General features: G+C 40.6%; 12 protein-coding genes, 2 tRNA genes and 3 rRNA genes. 5 read left to right on the forward strand and 12 right to left on the reverse strand.

Annotated elements, in window-relative coordinates:
- Positions 1 to 22: 22 nt before the first annotated feature.
- On the reverse strand, positions 23 to 511 hold the full coding sequence (locus MTT30_RS07275; protein WP_429801504.1) for a hypothetical protein: 489 nt from the start codon (positions 509 to 511) through the stop codon (positions 23 to 25).
- Positions 512 to 695: 184 nt separating this feature from the next.
- Between MTT30_RS07275 and MTT30_RS07280 the strand changes: the two genes are divergently transcribed.
- Entirely contained in the window at positions 696 to 896 is a 201-nt protein-coding gene (locus MTT30_RS07280; RefSeq protein WP_054197234.1) for a SemiSWEET family transporter, read from the forward strand.
- A 71-nt stretch (positions 897 to 967) separates the two neighbouring features.
- On the opposite strand, the gene MTT30_RS07285 is transcribed toward MTT30_RS07280, so the two are convergent.
- The 3 genes from MTT30_RS07285 to MTT30_RS07295 form a co-directional block, all read right to left on the reverse strand.
- A complete protein-coding gene (locus MTT30_RS07285; protein WP_429801505.1) occupies positions 968 to 1,141 on the reverse strand; it encodes a hypothetical protein in 174 nt (57 codons plus the stop codon).
- Positions 1,142 to 1,444: 303 nt separating this feature from the next.
- Positions 1,445 to 2,710, reverse strand: a complete 1,266-nt coding sequence (leuC, locus tag MTT30_RS07290; RefSeq protein WP_429801506.1) for a 3-isopropylmalate dehydratase large subunit — start codon at positions 2,708 to 2,710, stop codon at positions 1,445 to 1,447.
- An 83-nt stretch (positions 2,711 to 2,793) separates the two neighbouring features.
- Positions 2,794 to 4,923: a TonB-dependent siderophore receptor gene (locus MTT30_RS07295; protein WP_429801507.1), complete on the reverse strand. Its 2,130-nt coding sequence runs from the start codon at positions 4,921 to 4,923 to the stop codon at positions 2,794 to 2,796.
- 230 nt (positions 4,924 to 5,153) lie between these two features.
- Here MTT30_RS07295 and MTT30_RS07300 point away from each other — a divergent pair, with 230 nt between their 5' ends.
- The 3 genes from MTT30_RS07300 (at position 5,154) to MTT30_RS07310 (ending at position 7,088) form a co-directional block, all read left to right on the forward strand.
- Positions 5,154 to 6,476 carry an NFACT RNA binding domain-containing protein gene (locus MTT30_RS07300; protein ID WP_429801508.1) on the forward strand — a complete coding sequence of 441 codons (1,323 nt, stop codon included), beginning with the start codon at positions 5,154 to 5,156 and terminating at the stop codon, positions 6,474 to 6,476.
- 2 nt (positions 6,477 to 6,478) lie between these two features.
- The gene (locus tag MTT30_RS07305) at positions 6,479 to 6,823 is read left to right on the forward strand and encodes a hypothetical protein (protein WP_087577910.1); all 345 of its coding nucleotides are present in this window, start codon (positions 6,479 to 6,481) and stop codon (positions 6,821 to 6,823) included.
- Positions 6,824 to 6,884: 61 nt separating this feature from the next.
- The gene (locus MTT30_RS07310) at positions 6,885 to 7,088 is read left to right on the forward strand and encodes an Rrf2 family transcriptional regulator (protein WP_429801823.1); all 204 of its coding nucleotides are present in this window, start codon (positions 6,885 to 6,887) and stop codon (positions 7,086 to 7,088) included.
- A gap of 143 nt (positions 7,089 to 7,231) precedes the next feature.
- On the opposite strand, the gene MTT30_RS07315 is transcribed toward MTT30_RS07310, so the two are convergent.
- The 7 genes from MTT30_RS07315 to MTT30_RS07345 form a co-directional block, all read right to left on the reverse strand.
- Complete coding sequence (locus MTT30_RS07315; protein WP_429801070.1) at positions 7,232 to 7,675, reverse strand: ComEA family DNA-binding protein; 444 nt, start codon at positions 7,673 to 7,675, stop codon at positions 7,232 to 7,234.
- Positions 7,676 to 7,896: 221 nt separating this feature from the next.
- Positions 7,897 to 8,015, reverse strand: a 5S ribosomal RNA gene (rrf, locus tag MTT30_RS07320).
- 133 nt (positions 8,016 to 8,148) lie between these two features.
- Positions 8,149 to 11,053: ribosomal RNA gene (locus MTT30_RS07325) — 23S ribosomal RNA — on the reverse strand.
- 332 nt (positions 11,054 to 11,385) lie between these two features.
- A tRNA-Ala gene (locus tag MTT30_RS07330) sits at positions 11,386 to 11,461 on the reverse strand.
- 12 nt (positions 11,462 to 11,473) lie between these two features.
- A tRNA-Ile gene (locus MTT30_RS07335) sits at positions 11,474 to 11,550 on the reverse strand.
- Between the two features lie 94 nt (positions 11,551 to 11,644).
- Positions 11,645 to 13,155: ribosomal RNA gene (locus MTT30_RS07340) — 16S ribosomal RNA — on the reverse strand.
- Together the 16S, 23S and 5S rRNA genes with 2 tRNA genes alongside form the textbook arrangement of a ribosomal RNA operon.
- A 448-nt stretch (positions 13,156 to 13,603) precedes the next feature.
- On the reverse strand, positions 13,604 to 13,978 hold the full coding sequence (locus MTT30_RS07345) for a RidA family protein (RefSeq protein ID WP_429801509.1): 375 nt from the start codon (positions 13,976 to 13,978) through the stop codon (positions 13,604 to 13,606).
- 96 nt (positions 13,979 to 14,074) lie between these two features.
- Between MTT30_RS07345 and MTT30_RS07350 the strand changes: the two genes are divergently transcribed.
- Positions 14,075 to 14,548 carry a cysteine permease gene (locus MTT30_RS07350; protein ID WP_103600629.1) on the forward strand — a complete coding sequence of 158 codons (474 nt, stop codon included), beginning with the start codon at positions 14,075 to 14,077 and terminating at the stop codon, positions 14,546 to 14,548.
- A 32-nt stretch (positions 14,549 to 14,580) separates the two neighbouring features.
- On the opposite strand, the gene MTT30_RS07355 is transcribed toward MTT30_RS07350, so the two are convergent.
- Positions 14,581 to 15,141 (reverse strand): Fe-S-containing hydro-lyase, encoded by a 561-nt coding sequence (locus MTT30_RS07355; protein WP_084109801.1) that lies wholly within the window; start codon positions 15,139 to 15,141, stop codon positions 14,581 to 14,583.
- Position 15,142: the final 1 nt, after the last annotated feature.

Consider the following 15,142-nt stretch of genomic DNA (forward strand, 5'->3'; position numbering starts at 1 on the left):
TGTTTATGCTACTTGTGAAATTTTAAGCCTGCTTTACCCTATTCATTGTTAAAAATTCTTCGTAGCGACGATCAATGATAGCTTTGATTAAGGCATAGTTTTCTTGTGAGTTTTCTATATAAAAATAGGCGTTATCAAAGTATTTTTCACCAAATTTTTGCGAAACAAAATCCGTATAATCCTGCAAATACCAACCATACATTTTGGCGAATTTTGTCCGATCAGTCGTATAGTAAGCTTTTGCAAAGGCTTTACCAACAGTATTTAGCTCCGCACTTCCAAGTACGCCGTCCATAGCGTCAAAAAGATACTGACGATAGTTAAAATTTTCGTCCATCTGTGCTATATCGTCCGCAAAATCTGCCGCAAATTCCTTTGAATAAAATTTGTGTTCCATGCACCAGCGAAAGAAAAATGCAATGTGTGTCGCACCGTTTTCATGCGGTATATCACTCGGCGCATCTTTCGCACCCCAATGCCATTTTGCTTTGTCATATACTATATCTGGCATTTTTATCCTTTTAAAATGCTCAATTTTACTAAAACCATCTTAATCGCAGTAAAAATCATGGCTATTTTATCCATTTGCTTGCTATGATTAAAAAAGACATAATGGCGCTTTTATTCAAGGAGAAGCAATGAGCGAAAAAATCTACAAATTTTAAGGCTGGATCGGCACTTGCCTATCAGTTGTTATGTACTTTTCATACATCCCACAAATAATGGGCAACCTTGACGGCAACAAGACGCCTTTTATACAGCCACTGGCAGCCGCACTAAACTGCACGATCTGGACAAGTTACGGCCTATTAAAAGCTAAAAAAGACTATCCACTTTCTGCCGCAAACTTCCCAGGTATAATCTTTGGTCTTTTGGCTACAATAACAGCATTTTAATGCGCTGATTTAGTTGTTATGGCTAGCACTGCAATAAAAAAGTTATTTGCGTCGCCACAACAGCTAATCTATTATAGTGTTTGCGCTATTTTAGTCAATTTTTCTTTGATTATATTGCCTTTTGAGCTTAGCGAAAAGATCATTTGCACTAGCTCCTCAGTTGTTGCCTCTATCCTTTTGTCATCACTATCTAAAGTTCTAAATTTGTTTAGGATAAGCGGACCGAATTCTTGATATGTAGACATAAAATCCTTATAGTCCTCTTGCAGTTCTGGTGCGTAAAAACTGATAAGCGAGTGTAATTTACCAATTTCAAATTTTGGATTTTCTATATTTAAATTTGGATTTATTAATAAAGCTACTTTGTAATGTATTCCCCCCTAAAATATCCCCAACTATAATAAACGCTTCCTCTAGCTTTTGTCGCCTGAGTTTATTTTTCTCTTTTTTCGTGTTTAGATTAGCGTACACCCATTGCGCACACATTGTTAGGACTGCACCAAGTACAATTTTCAATAAGTCAGATATCAAACTATCCATATTATTTTTTATAAGTCCCTTGGATCGGCGATTTTACCTGCTATGGCTGAAGCCGCCACAACAGCCGAGTTAGCCAGATAAATTTCACTCGTCCTATCCCCCATACGGCCGACGAAATTTCTATTTGTCGTTGAGATGCAGCGCTCATTTGCACCTAAAATGCCCATATATCCGCCAAGACAAGCACCACATGTTGGGTTGCTCACAACCGCTCCTGCTTCTATGAAAATGTCGATAAGTCCCTCTTTTTCAGCAGCTCTTGCGATCTTTTGCGTCGCTGGAGTGATTATGAGCCTTGTTTTGCGAGCTACTTTTTTGCCTTTTAGGATTTGTGCTGCGATGCGTAGGTCGCTTAGACGGCCATTTGTGCATGAGCCGATAAATGCTTGATCGATAGTTAGATCGTCGCGAACCGCCTGTCTTACGCTCTTGCCGTTGCTTGGCAAAAATGGATATGCGATGACTGGATCAAGATTTGTGACATCGATCTCTAAAATTTTGTCGTATTTTGCGCCCTCGTCTGAGTAGAAAAATTTTGGTTTATCACGTAAATTTTTATCTTTTAAAAACTCTTTTGTGATCTCATCAACCGCGATGATACCGCTCTTTGCGCCAGCTTCGATCGCCATGTTGCACATTGAAAATCTATCATCCATGCTAAGGCTATCTATCACCTCGCCGCTAAACTCAAGCGCCTTGTAAAGTGCGCCATCAACGCCTATTTGACGGATGATCTCAAGGATAAGATCCTTGCCATAGACGTGTCTATCAAGCTTGCCTTTAAAGATGACCTTGATGCTCTCAGGCACTTTAAACCAGTTTTTGCCAGTGATCATAGCATAAGCTAGGTCGGTACTGCCCATGCCGGTGCTAAACGCTCCAAGAGCGCCGTGTGTACAGGTGTGGCTGTCTGCGCCGATGATGACGTCACCTGGGATGACTAGCCCCTTTTCAGGCAAAAGTGCATGCTCGATGCCCATATCTTTTTCATCAAAATAGTTTTTAAGGTCGTGTTTGTAGGCAAATTCACGTGAAATTTTGGCTTGGTTGGCGCTTAAGATATCTTTTGTCGGGATGTAGTGATCCATAACGATGGCGAAGCCGTCTGGGTTGGCTAGCTTTTTAGCGCCACTTCGCTCAAACTGCTTGATCGAGATAGGCGTCGTGATGTCGTTGCCTATGATCATGTCAATCTTGCTTTCGATGATCTCTCCTGCGCTTACCTCTTTGCCAACGTGATCTGAAAATATTTTCTCGGTGATAGTTTGTTTCATAAATTTCCTTTAAATTTTGAGGCGATTTTAACGAAAATTGCTAAATTTAAAGAAAATTTACTAAGCCAAAAGGCCTAGTAAATTTAGAATTTAACGCTAGCTGTTAGCATAAACTGACGAGCATAACCTGGTTGTATCGGTATGATATTAGCATCCGTACCGGTTGACGAGGACGTATAATAAAGCTTGTCGGTCAAGTTTTTAACATTAAAGGCAAAATTTGTCTCATAGCCCGCGATCTTGGTATCGTAGCTGATGAAAGCATCATAGACAACCGCACTATCCATCTTAAATGCTGTTCCTGCTGGCACGGCCGGTAGATTCATCCTCATGTAGTAGGTGTACCATGAGCCAAAATACCTTGCTCCGCCGCCGATCCTTAGGCCTTTTGCTCCTAAGTGGCTAAAGTCGTAGTTAGCAAACAAGCTGGCTTGATGCTTAGGCGTTGCTTCTAGCGGTTTGCCCACTAGCACGGCAAACGCGCCGCTATCCTTGCGCACCTCAGTCTTTGTGAATGCGTAGCTAGCGCCCACGCTTAGTCCCTGCGTCACGCGGCCGTTAAAGTCAAACTCAAATCCTCTAGAGCGCGCCTCGCCCACTGGCGTACTCACGCCACTTACGGTACGCATGATGTTTTTCTTATTGATATTAAAAACCGCCGCACTAGCCGTTATGCTATCGTTTTGGAATTTAGATCCAAACTCTATACTTTTGCCCTCTTCTGGCTTTATATCGCCGATATCGCCTTTCATAGCCATTTGCGGATTGAAACTTTGTGCGTAGTTGGTATAGACCGACCACTGAGGCGTTAGTAGATATAAAAGCCCAGTTTGCCACGTAAATTTGCCATCTTGCTGATCTGTGCTATTTGGTCCACTAGTTGTGCCGCGAGCTACTTGGTTGTAGTATTCATACCTAGTTCCTAAAGAGTAGATTAAGTTTTCAGTTAAATTTATGCTATCTTGTGCGTAAAATCCGATAGTTTTTAGCTTTTGGTACTGGATACCGGAGGCTCGGTCGGACGGATAGGCAACCGTGCCGTAGACTGGACTGTAGATATTTATCGGGAAGTTTCTGTGCGTCGTGCCGGAGCTGTAGCTGTTTAGCGCACCGGGTCTATAGCGGTAGTACTCCTTTGCGTCGATACCAAATAGCAAGTTGTGCTCTATCTCGCCCGTTTGCACGTAACCGTTTAAATTTAACGACCCCGCGTGCGTGCGGTGGATAAATCCTTCGTACGCCTCGTTTCGTCTAGCCGCAACGCCGGTGTTTAAATTTACGTTCATTAGCCTGATGTGACCGTATTCGTGCTTGGAGCGCGAATACGCATAAGCGCCGCGCAGTAGCCAGTCCTCGCCGATATTTTTTTCAAAATTTACGTCCACGGTGTCGAGTCTGGTTTTTAGTTTATTAAACGGCTCGTCAAGGCGTCTTTTCTTATCTATCGGCAGTAGCTTGCCCGTGCTTGGAATGAGATACATACCGCGGTCGATCGGATCGGTCGAGCGCGTGTGCGTATAGGCTAAATTTATGCGGTAATCATCGCCTTTATAAGAAAGAGATGGCGCAAAGAGGACGTTTTTATATTCGCCAAACTCCCTCCAGTAGTCTTTTTGCATCGTGTCGAATATAAATCTATACGCAAAGCCGCTATCCGCGATCGGTCCCGTGGCGTCAAAGCCTGCGCTCCAGTAGTTGCGGTTGCCGATACCGGCCCAAATTTCGTTTGAGAAGTCGTATTTTGGCTTTTTAGTGACCATATTTATTATGCCGCCGGGCTCTTGCGCGCCGTAGAGTAGGCTAGCGGGGCCTTTTAGCACCTCGACGCTTTCTACGGTTTTGTTAAAGCTATGCATGACGCTAGATGGCACGCCGTTTCGCATGATCGAGCCGTCGCGTCCGCCGCCAAAGCCTCGCTTAATGATCGAGTCAAAGATACCGCCCGTAGTGTTTCCGTAGCTAACGCCGCTCACGTTTTGAAGGCTCTCGGCTAGAGTCTCGGGTTTTTTATCTTTTAGCTGTTGTTGCGTCACGACGTTTACCGTCTGCGGGATCTCTAAGATAGGCGTATTCGTTTTGCCTATTTCGCTGGTTTTGGCTCGGTATCCGTCATCTGCGCTATCTTCAACACTGATGCCATCTAAGCTTACATCAGCAGCATTTAAAGCAGAAATAGCAAAACAAAGCACCGCACTAATGCGAAATTTATTCATTTATTTTTCCTTAAAATTTTAATATTATAAAAACGGTTATCATTATATATAAACAAAATTTAAATTTTTATGAAAAAATTTACGAAAAATTTATATTTTAGTAACATTACAAATAAAACATTTGGAAAAATTAAACATAGATCAGAAAATAGATTTTTACTATTTTTATCATAGCTAGTGATAAAGCTTTTATTAAAACATTTTTGCAACATTTCTGATATAATCCTCACATGAAGTACGCACATTTAGTTCAAATAGCAAGTTATTTGTCAAATTTTACAAAGATAAACCAAGCAAAACGCATTAACGATATGGCTATTTTAATCGAATTTAATGGCGAGAAGATTATCTTTGACCTAAACAAATCAAACTCTGCAATTTATAAAGACGATGAACAAAAAGAGGCAAAAATTTATCAAGCGCCTTTTGATAATGTGCTAAAAAAACGCTTTAACGCCTCACATATAAAAAGCGTTGAGTGCTTAAAAGATAATAGAATTTTAAAATTTATCTGCACGCAAAGTGGCTCATATAAAAGTGAAAATTTTATCCTCTATCTTGAATTTACTGGGCGTTTTACAAATGCTGTAATAACTGATGAAAATAACGTAATAATCGAGGCGTTAAGACATATCGATAATAGCTACCGCAAAATAGAAACTGGCGAAGTTTTAAGAGAGCTTCCAGCTATCACCATCAAAGAAAAACCGTGCGAGCCCATAATTGACTTTGAGGCGTTTTTTAAGAGCGAAGCGGCCAAAGTAAATGAGTCAAGGATAGCTAGCTTAAAAGAGGCGAAGCTTGCAAGCGTACAAAAAAAGATAGATAGCATGAGCGAAATTTTAAACTCACTTGAAGACAAAGATGAGCTGATGAGAAAGAGTGAAGAAGCTGCGAATTTAGGATCACTTTTGCTTGCAAATCTGGGAAATTTTAAGGACTATGAGAGGGAAATTTGTCTAAAAGATTTTGATGGCAAGCCGATAAAACTAACTCTTGGCGACACACCAAAAAATAGTGCAAATGAGTTTTACACAAGATCAAAAAAATTTCGTGCAAAAGCCATTGGTGTAGATATAGAAAAGAGAAATTTAAAAGAAAAAATAGAGTTTTTTGAAGGCTTAAAGTCGCTTTTAAAAGAGGCAAACAGCCTCTATGAGCTTGAAATTTTAAGCCCAAAAAACAAGGCAAAACAAAGAGAGCGTCATATAAAAGATGTGAGCGAAAATGCTGAAATTTTTTATGTTAGAGAGTTTAAAATACTAGTTGGTAGAAACGAAAAAGGCAATATAAATTTGCTTGACCTTGCCAAAAAAGACGATATATGGTTACATCTAAAGGATAGCCCAAGCGCCCATGTCATCATCAAGACAAACAAGAGTAGGGTGCCTGAAGATGTGCTAGAAATGGCAGCTAAATTCTGCGTGGAATTTAGTGTAAATGGAGCTGGCAGGTACGAGGTAGACTACACTAAGCGTGAAAATTTAAAACGTGAAAACGGCGCAAATGTTACTTACACGAACTATAAAACTATCATCATAAATAAAGGCTAAAAATGGCTGTAACACCTTTAGGAAATAGTAACTTTATAAATCAAAATGCCCCAGTAGTATCGCAAGTGCATGCAAATCAACAAGCTAGATTTGATATGCAGTCTTTAATGGCAGCTGAGCTTGCCTCGCAACAAAGTGAAGAGATCAAAGAGGTGCGTCCGATGGAAGAGTCTTATAAAATAGACCCCGAAAAGGAACATGAACGCCAAAAAAATGAAGAAGAGGCAAGTGAGTTTGAGAGCGAAAAACAAAATTCAAGAGATAGTGACGAAGAAAATTTGGACGATATAGCAGATAATGAGGAAATAGTGCCTAGCGAACATCATATGCTTGACATAACTATTTGATGCCTAAACACCCCAAACCCAACAAACACCGCGTCTCAAGCCAGCAATACTCCCCCAACACATAACCCTCCTTCAAATTTTTAACGCGGTAAATGATAAAGAAAAACTTTTTAAGATCCACTCTGACTCACCTAAAGCTTGCCCGCTTGGTGGCAAGATCGAGGGACTTTTAACTGGTCACTTCCTAAAAGCACAAGAAGCCTTAGAAAGTGAACTAAGAAGTATTACTTTACAAGATCTATTAGATGAGCTTATTAATTTATAAAATTTAAAAAGTAAGCAGATTAAGTTATAGAATTAAAAAGTGGGCAGATATATAAAAACCAATCTATTTTTATTAGGAACGCTATGCGCTCCTAACTATTTTTATATACTTTATGTAAGAATTTTTATAAATTTCTAGATTTATTACTCTTTGCTTTTCTCTTTTTTAGCTTTACTCTTTTGTGCTTTATCTTTTAGCTTTTCTTTCTTATCTTTTATCTCTTTTATACTATCATCTTTAGCACTATCTTTTTTCTCTTTTAATTCATTACTCTTTTTACTTACCTTTTCTTTTATCTCATCTTTTTTAGATTTTATTTTTGATTTTGTGGTGTCTATCTTTGTAGTGCCTGATACTGATATATCTGATTTTAAATTTTCAAATGTCTTATCGCCTATACCATTTACATTTTTTATATCTTCTATTGAGTTAAATTTGTTTGCTTTTCTATACTCTATTATTGCATCTGCCTTTGAAGATCCTATACCATCTAAACTCATTAACTCTTCTTTTGTGGCGGTGTTTAAATTTATGGCTGCTAGTAATGTAGAAGCTGCTACTAATAGTGAGAATATAATCTTTTTCATTTTTGTCCTTTTTGGGTAAATTTGGGTTTGGAGTCTATCATATTTGGTGTTTTTAGTCAACACTCGTATAAAAGCATAAACTAAAAGATATTTATAAATATAAAGATAAAAAGTCTAATTATTTAAAAATATAAATAAATTTTAGATTTGATATTTTGTTATAAATTAAGAAATAATATTAAAAGATGATTGTTTAGATAAAGAATATTAAAAATCAACAAAGCCCGCAACGACCTACTTTTCCAACATCCCAGTAAGGGAGAGTATCATCAGCCAGGACGAGCTTAGCTTCTTGGTTCGAGATGGAGCAAGGCGTTTCCTCGTCTGTATAGTCACGGGCAGTGTTAAATAAAAGATATATCAGATAAATCTCTTATTTAACACTACTTGATAAAGTTAAAAGTCATAAACAAAGTTTTATAAAAACATATCTTATTAAGTTTTTATCCTTAACAAGGAAGTGATGCTTATTAAAAGATAAGCAGACGAGCTATTAGTACTGGTCAGCTAAAGGACTTTCATCCATTACACACCCAGCCTATCAAACACATAGTCTATATGAGCTCTTAAAAGAAGATTCATCTTGGAGTTGGCTTCCTGCTTAGATGCTTTCAGCAGTTATCACATCCCAACATAGCTACCGAGCGGTGCTCTTGGCAGAACAACTCGTACACCAGTGGTTGGTTCGACCCGGTCCTCTCGTACTAGGGTCAACTCTCCTCAATCTTCTTACGCCCACGGCAGATAGGGACCGAACTGTCTCACGACGTTCTGAACCCAGCTCGCGTACCGCTTTAAATGGCGAACAGCCATACCCTTGGGACCTGCTCCAGCCCCAGGATGCGATGAGCCGACATCGAGGTGCCAAACCTCCCCGTCGATGTGAGCTCTTGGGGGAGATCAGCCTGTTATCCCCGGGGTACCTTTTATCCTTTGAGCGATGGCCCTTCCACACAGAACCACCGGATCACTAAGACCGACTTTCGTCTCTGCTTGACGTGTATGTCTTGCAGTTAAGCTGGCTTATGCCTTTATACTCTACGAACGATTTCCAACCGTTCTGAGCCAACCTTTGTAAGCCTCCGTTACATTTTGGGAGGCGACCGCCCCAGTCAAACTACCCACCAGACATTGTCCTACTTGAGGATAACTCAAGCTAGTTAGCTATCAGAATAAAAAAGAGTGGTATCTCAACAACGGCTCACCATAAACTGGCGTCTATGGATCAAAGCCTCCCACCTATCCTGCACATTTTTATCCCAATAGCAGTGTCAAGCTGTAGTAAAGGTCCACGGGGTCTTTCCGTCTTGCCGCGGGTAGGAGGAATTTTCACCTCCACTACAATTTCACTGGATCCCTCTTCGAGACAGCTCCCATCTCGTTACGCCATTCATGCAGGTCGATATTTAATCGACAAGGAATTTCGCTACCTTAGGACCGTTATAGTTACGGCCGCCGTTTACTCGGGCTTCGATCAAACGCTTCGCAGAGCTAACGTCATCAATTAACCTTCGAGCACCGGGCAGGCGTCACACCCTATACATCCTCTTACGAGTTAGCAGAGTGCTGTGTTTTTGGTAAACAGTCGGGAGGGACTCTTTGTTGTAACCTTCAATGCTTACGGAGTAAATCCTTAACAAAGTTAGGCACACCTTATACCGAAGATACGGTGCTATTTTGCAGAGTTCCTTGAAGAGAGTTCTTCCACGCGCCTTAGAATACTCATCCCACCCACCTGTGTCGGTTTACGGTACGGGCAACTATAACTAAACTTAGAAACTTTTCTTGGCTCGACAGTATCGGCAATTCGCTATCCATTCCGAAGAACTTCAAACGCCTATGGGGTCTCGGCTTAAAAAGATCCGGATTTGCCTGGATCTTAACCTACACCTTTCGACTAGCACTACCATCCGCTAGCTTGCTTAACTCTAAGCGTCCTTCCATCGCACATTATAGTTGGCATTGGAATATTAACCAATTTTCCATCGCATACCCCTTTCGGACTTTGCTTAGGACCCGGCTAACCCTACGATGACGAGCATCGCGTAGGAAACCTTGGGTTTACGGCGTTGGGGATTCTCACCCCAATTATCGCTACTCATGCCTGCATGCTCACTTGTATTCGCTCCAGCACTCCTTACCGGTACACCTTCAACGCAAATACAACGCTCTCCTACCACTTAGTAAAACTAAGTCTAAAGCTTCGGTACTCATTTTAGCCCCGTTATATTTTCCGCGCAGAATCACTAGACCAGTGAGCTATTACGCTTTCTTTAAAGGATGGCTGCTTCTAAGCCAACCTCCTGGTTGTTTAAGTAACTCCACATCGTTTTCCACTTAAATGAGATTTAGGGACCTTAGCTGTTAGTCTGGGTTGTTCCCCTCTCGACGACGGATTTTATCACTCGCCGCCTGACTGCCATGATTACACACTAGGTATTCGGAGTTTGATAGGGTTTGGTACATTGGTGTATGCCCTAGCCCATTCAGTGCTCTACCCCCTAGTGTTACTACATGACGCTATACCTAAATATATTTCGGAGAGAACCAGCTATCACGATGTTTGATTGGCCTTTCACCCCTATCCACAAGTCATCCCATAGCTTTTCAACGCTAGCGGGTTCGGTCCTCCACCGGCTCTTACACCGGTTTCAACCTGCTCATGGATAGATCACATCGTTTCGGGTCTGCAACGTCTGACTAAACGCCCTATTAAGACTCGCTTTCGCTACGGCTCCGGGTTTCCTTAACCTCGCCAGACATCACAACTCGCAGGCTCATTATGCAAAAGGCAGTCCATCACCCTGATAAATCATAGGGCTCTGAATGATTGTAAGCAAATGGTTTCAGGTTCTATTTCACTCTGATCACCTCAGTTCTTTTCACCTTTCCCTCACGGTACTTGTGCACTATCGGTCTAGTAGTAGTATTTAGGGTTGGATAGTGGTCTACCCAGCTTCAGACAGAATATCACGTGTTCCGCCCTACTCAGGATACTGCTAAGTAAAACAAAGCTTTCATATACGGGAGTATCACCCTCTATGCTTAATCTTTCCAGATTATTCTATTAGCTAAGTTTAGTCTATATTGCAGTCCTACAACCCCGTTAGTAAACTAACGGTTTGCCCTCTTACGCGTTCGCTCGCCGCTACTAGCGTAATCTCTTTTGATTTCTTTTCCTGAGGGTACTAAGATGTTTCAATTCCCCTCGTTCGCTCCGTTATACGGTAACTAATATCTCTATTAGTTGGGTTGCCCCATTCAGAAATTCCCGGATCAAAGCCCCTTGACGGCTCCCCGAGACTTATCGCAGCCTGGCACGTCTTTCATCGCCTCTACTAGCCAAGGCATCCACCACTTGCTCTTTGTAGCTTACCTTTTCTATATTAGATTATTCTAATTCGCATCACTTCCTTGTTAAAGATAACTTTATGTTACTATATTTAAATTCTAGCTCTCAAGACGGAAAGCATTGACTACTATTTAGATAAGTTTTAAATCCTAAATAGATTGTGATGTCAAACTTTTGCATTAAATGCAAAGATGATAGAAATTTAAATCTTTAACAAGTCCTGTAAAATTGTTTTTAAAACTTGCTTGTGACTATTAACAATATTAATTAAAAGAACATTTAGACAAAAGTCTAATTAGAAAGTTTAAATTTTTAAGCTCTCTAATTAGACTTAATTTAATATAGTTAAACTATTTTATGGTGGAGAATAGCGGGATCGAACCGCTGACCTCCTGCGTGCAAAGCAGGCGCTCTCCCAGCTGAGCTAATTCCCCAATTAAATTCTCTGGTGGGCCTAACAAGACTTGAACTTGTGACCTCACCCTTATCAGGGGTGCACTCTAACCAGCTGAGCTATAGGCCCCTATAGGTCTATCAATCTTTCAAAACTAAACAAGGATGATTGAGAATATCTTTCTTATAAATATCTTGTGAGAGAATATCTATATGTACTCTAGAAAGGAGGTGATCCAACCGCAGGTTCTCCTACGGTTACCTTGTTACGACTTCACCCCAGTCGCTGATTCCACTGTGGACGGTAACTAATTTAGTATTCCGGCTTCGAGTGAAATCAACTCCCATGGTGTGACGGGCGGTGAGTACAAGACCCGGGAACGTATTCACCGTAGCATGGCTGATCTACGATTACTAGCGATTCCGGCTTCATGGAGTCGAGTTGCAGACTCCAATCCGAACTGGGACATATTTTATAGATTTGCTCCATCTCGCGATATTGCTTCTCATTGTGTATGCCATTGTAGCACGTGTGTCGCCCCGGACATAAGGGCCATGATGACTTGACGTCGTCCACACCTTCCTCCTCCTTACGAAGGCAGTCTCATTAGAGTGCTCAGCCGAACTGTTAGCAACTAATGACGTGGGTTGCGCTCGTTGCGGGACTTAACCCAACATCTCACGACACGAGCTGACGACAGCCGTGCAGCACCTGTCTTAACATTTCTGCAAGCAGACACTCTTCTATCTCTAGATGATTTGTTAGATATCAAGTCCGGGTAAGGTTCTTCGCGTATCTTCGAATTAAACCACATGCTCCACCGCTTGTGCGGGTCCCCGTCTATTCCTTTGAGTTTTAATCTTGCGACCGTACTCCCCAGGCGGTATACTTAATCCGTTAGGTGCATTACTGCCAAGACTAGCTTAGCAACAACTAGTATACATCGTTTAGGGCGTGGACTACCAGGGTATCTAATCCTGTTTGCTCCCCACGCTTTCACGCATTAGCGTCAGTTGAGTTCCAGCAGATCGCCTTCGCAATGGGTATTCCTGGTGATCTCTACGGATTTTACCCCTACACCACCAATTCCATCTGCCTCTCCCTCACTCTAGATTACCAGTTTCCCAAGCAGTTCTATGGTTAAGCCATAGGATTTCACAAGAGACTTGATAATCCGCCTACGCGTCCTTTACGCCCAGTGATTCCGAGTAACGCTTGCACCCTCCGTATTACCGCGGCTGCTGGCACGGAGTTAGCCGGTGCTTATTCGTTAGGTACCGTCATTATTCTTCCCTAACAAAAGGAGTTTACGCTCCGAAAAGTGTCATCCTCCACGCGGCGTTGCTGCTTCAGGGTTTCCCCCATTGAGCAATATTCCCTACTGCTGCCTCCCGTAGGAGTCTGGACCGTGTCTCAGTTCCAGTGTGACTGATCATCCTCTCAGACCAGTTATGCGTCATAGCCTTGGTGAGCCATTACCTCACCAACTAGCTGATACAATATAGCCTCATCCTACACCGAAAAACTTTCCCTATCTAACTTATGTAAGATAGGAGTATAGAGTATTAGCAGCCGTTTCCAACTGTTGTCCTCTAGTGTAGGGCAGATTAGCTATATATTACTCACCCGTGCGCCACTAACTCATAAGAGCAAGCTCTTACTTGTCCGTTCGACTTGCATGTATTAGGCACGCCGCCAGCGTTCACTCTGAGCCAGGATCAAACTCTCCATATTAATTACCTAGCAAAATTTATTTGATAGGATTTTATTATGAAGTTTTTAATCAAAAAAACTTTTAGTTTCATTTATTAGTTTGTCTAAATCTATTATAAATTATAAAATAATAGACTGGCTCAATCGATCACTTGTTTAGATTTCAAAGATTGACTAATAGTTTAACAATTGTAAGTTAAAAGAACAACGATAAAAAGAAAAGGCTTTATTAACCAATGAAGTTAAAGGTGGTTTCTTGTTTCGTGAGCTGGAATTATATACGAGCAATACTTAAAGATAGTTGAAATATTTAGGGAATTTTAGAAAAAATTGTTAGGCGCTTAAAAATTTTAAAGTATGTATTTTTATTATAGGTTTAAGGGTTTAGTTTTTGAAGTATAAATTTGGAGAGTTTTTGCTCTCCATTATAATTAAGCATTAAATTATGTGAACTTTTACACAATATCTATTAATAAGCCGCGATAAGCTCTATTTCTACAAGCGCGTCTTTTGGCAAGGTCTTAACGGCTACTGTACTTCTAGCAGGATAAGGCTCTTTAAAAAAATTAGCATACACAGTATTTACTTTAGCAAAATCTCCCATATCTGCTAGAAATATTGTAGTCTTTACAGTATTATCAAAAGTAAGCCCTGCCTCAGCCAAGATATTTTTTAAATTTTCAAGCGATTGCTCAGCTTGAGCTTCTACACTACTACTTGCAAACTCACCCGCTGGTGTGACACCAAGCTGACCTGAGATAAATAAAAATCCATTTGCGCTAATAGCTTGAGAATATGGTCCAATCGCTTGTGGAGCATTTTTTGTTGAGATTTGTTTTTTCATATTTTCTCCTTTTGAAATTTTTTAAAATCCTACTATAAATTTTCTAAATTTTTAGTCTCTAAAAGCTATAATGGACAAAATTTCAAAAGGATGAAGATGCAAAATATACTCGCACCAAATGAGTTTTTAGATGATTATGTGCTCGGTACTGAGTTGGCTAAAAATGCTGGCATCTCATCAAATGCTTATCTTTTTTGGAAAAACGTCATAAGTGCTAAATTTGAAAACTCAAGAATAGTTTTTCTTAGAAAAAATAGCATTCCAGTCAAATTTCAAAACACTATAAAAACCTGTACGCCTTTAAATGGCCTTATTCCAACAGGCGTATTTTGCTCTTTTACCTCGCTTGCCCCTTCTCATCTTGTAGCAAAAAATGGCTCTAAGATCTATGAGCTCTTTAAATTTCATGAGATTTGCGGTATCAAATTTATAGACTTGAAGAAATTTTATGATGATTTTAATCTTAGCTATTCTTATAGAATTTACATTGAAAAGTGTAAATTTTTCTCACCTGCTCCATTTGAAAAACGCATAAAATTAACTGAAACGATGTGTCTTGGATATTATTAAAGCCCGCTAGCTTGCTTGCTAGCGGAATAAATTTAGATCTTTTTGTAAGGTGCTTGGCCAACTTCATAGAAGTTATTACCTTCGCAGTCAATGGCTACTATTGCTGGGAAGTCCTCAACTGTAAGCCTAGCAACTGCCTCTGGTCCTAGCTCTGGATAAGCTAACACTTCATATTTTTTGATACTTTGGCTAATGAGCGCTCCGATACCACCGATAGCAACCATATAAACACAGCATGATTTTTTCATAGCCTCGACTACTGCGTCACTCCTGTAGCCTTTACCAATCATACCATTTATACCAACTTCATTTATCATAGTTGGGGTGTATTTATCCATTCTACCGCTTGTTGTTGGGCCTGCTGCTCCAATAGCTTGATTTGGTTTAGCTGGAGTTGGTCCGACGTAGTAGATAGTCTCGCCCTTTAGCTCAACTGGTAGCTTCTCACCACGTGCCAATGTTTCAGTAAGCGCCTTATGTGCAGCGTCACGAGCTGCTATGATAGTGCCTGATATCAGGACATTATCTCCCGCTTTTAGGCTTTTTACCACCTCTTTATCAAATGGTGCTGTTATTCTTTTTACTTCTGACATT

The organism is Campylobacter concisus, from assembly GCF_050447445.1.
In the GTDB taxonomy this organism is placed as follows: Bacteria; Campylobacterota; Campylobacteria; order Campylobacterales; family Campylobacteraceae; genus Campylobacter_A; species Campylobacter_A concisus_BI.

What these genes read in the sequence shown, in the direction of transcription:
- MTT30_RS07275 (WP_429801504.1), bottom strand. Translation starts at nt 511, where the DNA reads ATGCCAGATATAGTATATGACAAAGCAAAATGGCATTGGGGTGCGAAA.
- MTT30_RS07280 (WP_054197234.1), top strand. Translation starts at nt 696, where the DNA reads ATGTACTTTTCATACATCCCACAAATAATGGGCAACCTTGACGGCAAC.
- MTT30_RS07285 (WP_429801505.1), bottom strand. Translation starts at nt 1,141, where the DNA reads ATGTCTACATATCAAGAATTCGGTCCGCTTATCCTAAACAAATTTAGA.
- leuC (WP_429801506.1), bottom strand. Translation starts at nt 2,710, where the DNA reads ATGAAACAAACTATCACCGAGAAAATATTTTCAGATCACGTTGGCAAA.
- MTT30_RS07295 (WP_429801507.1), bottom strand. Translation starts at nt 4,923, where the DNA reads ATGAATAAATTTCGCATTAGTGCGGTGCTTTGTTTTGCTATTTCTGCT.
- MTT30_RS07300 (WP_429801508.1), top strand. Translation starts at nt 5,154, where the DNA reads ATGAAGTACGCACATTTAGTTCAAATAGCAAGTTATTTGTCAAATTTT.
- MTT30_RS07305 (WP_087577910.1), top strand. Translation starts at nt 6,479, where the DNA reads ATGGCTGTAACACCTTTAGGAAATAGTAACTTTATAAATCAAAATGCC.
- MTT30_RS07315 (WP_429801070.1), bottom strand. Translation starts at nt 7,675, where the DNA reads ATGAAAAAGATTATATTCTCACTATTAGTAGCAGCTTCTACATTACTA.
- MTT30_RS07345 (WP_429801509.1), bottom strand. Translation starts at nt 13,978, where the DNA reads ATGAAAAAACAAATCTCAACAAAAAATGCTCCACAAGCGATTGGACCA.
- MTT30_RS07350 (WP_103600629.1), top strand. Translation starts at nt 14,075, where the DNA reads ATGCAAAATATACTCGCACCAAATGAGTTTTTAGATGATTATGTGCTC.
- MTT30_RS07355 (WP_084109801.1), bottom strand. Translation starts at nt 15,141, where the DNA reads ATGTCAGAAGTAAAAAGAATAACAGCACCATTTGATAAAGAGGTGGTA.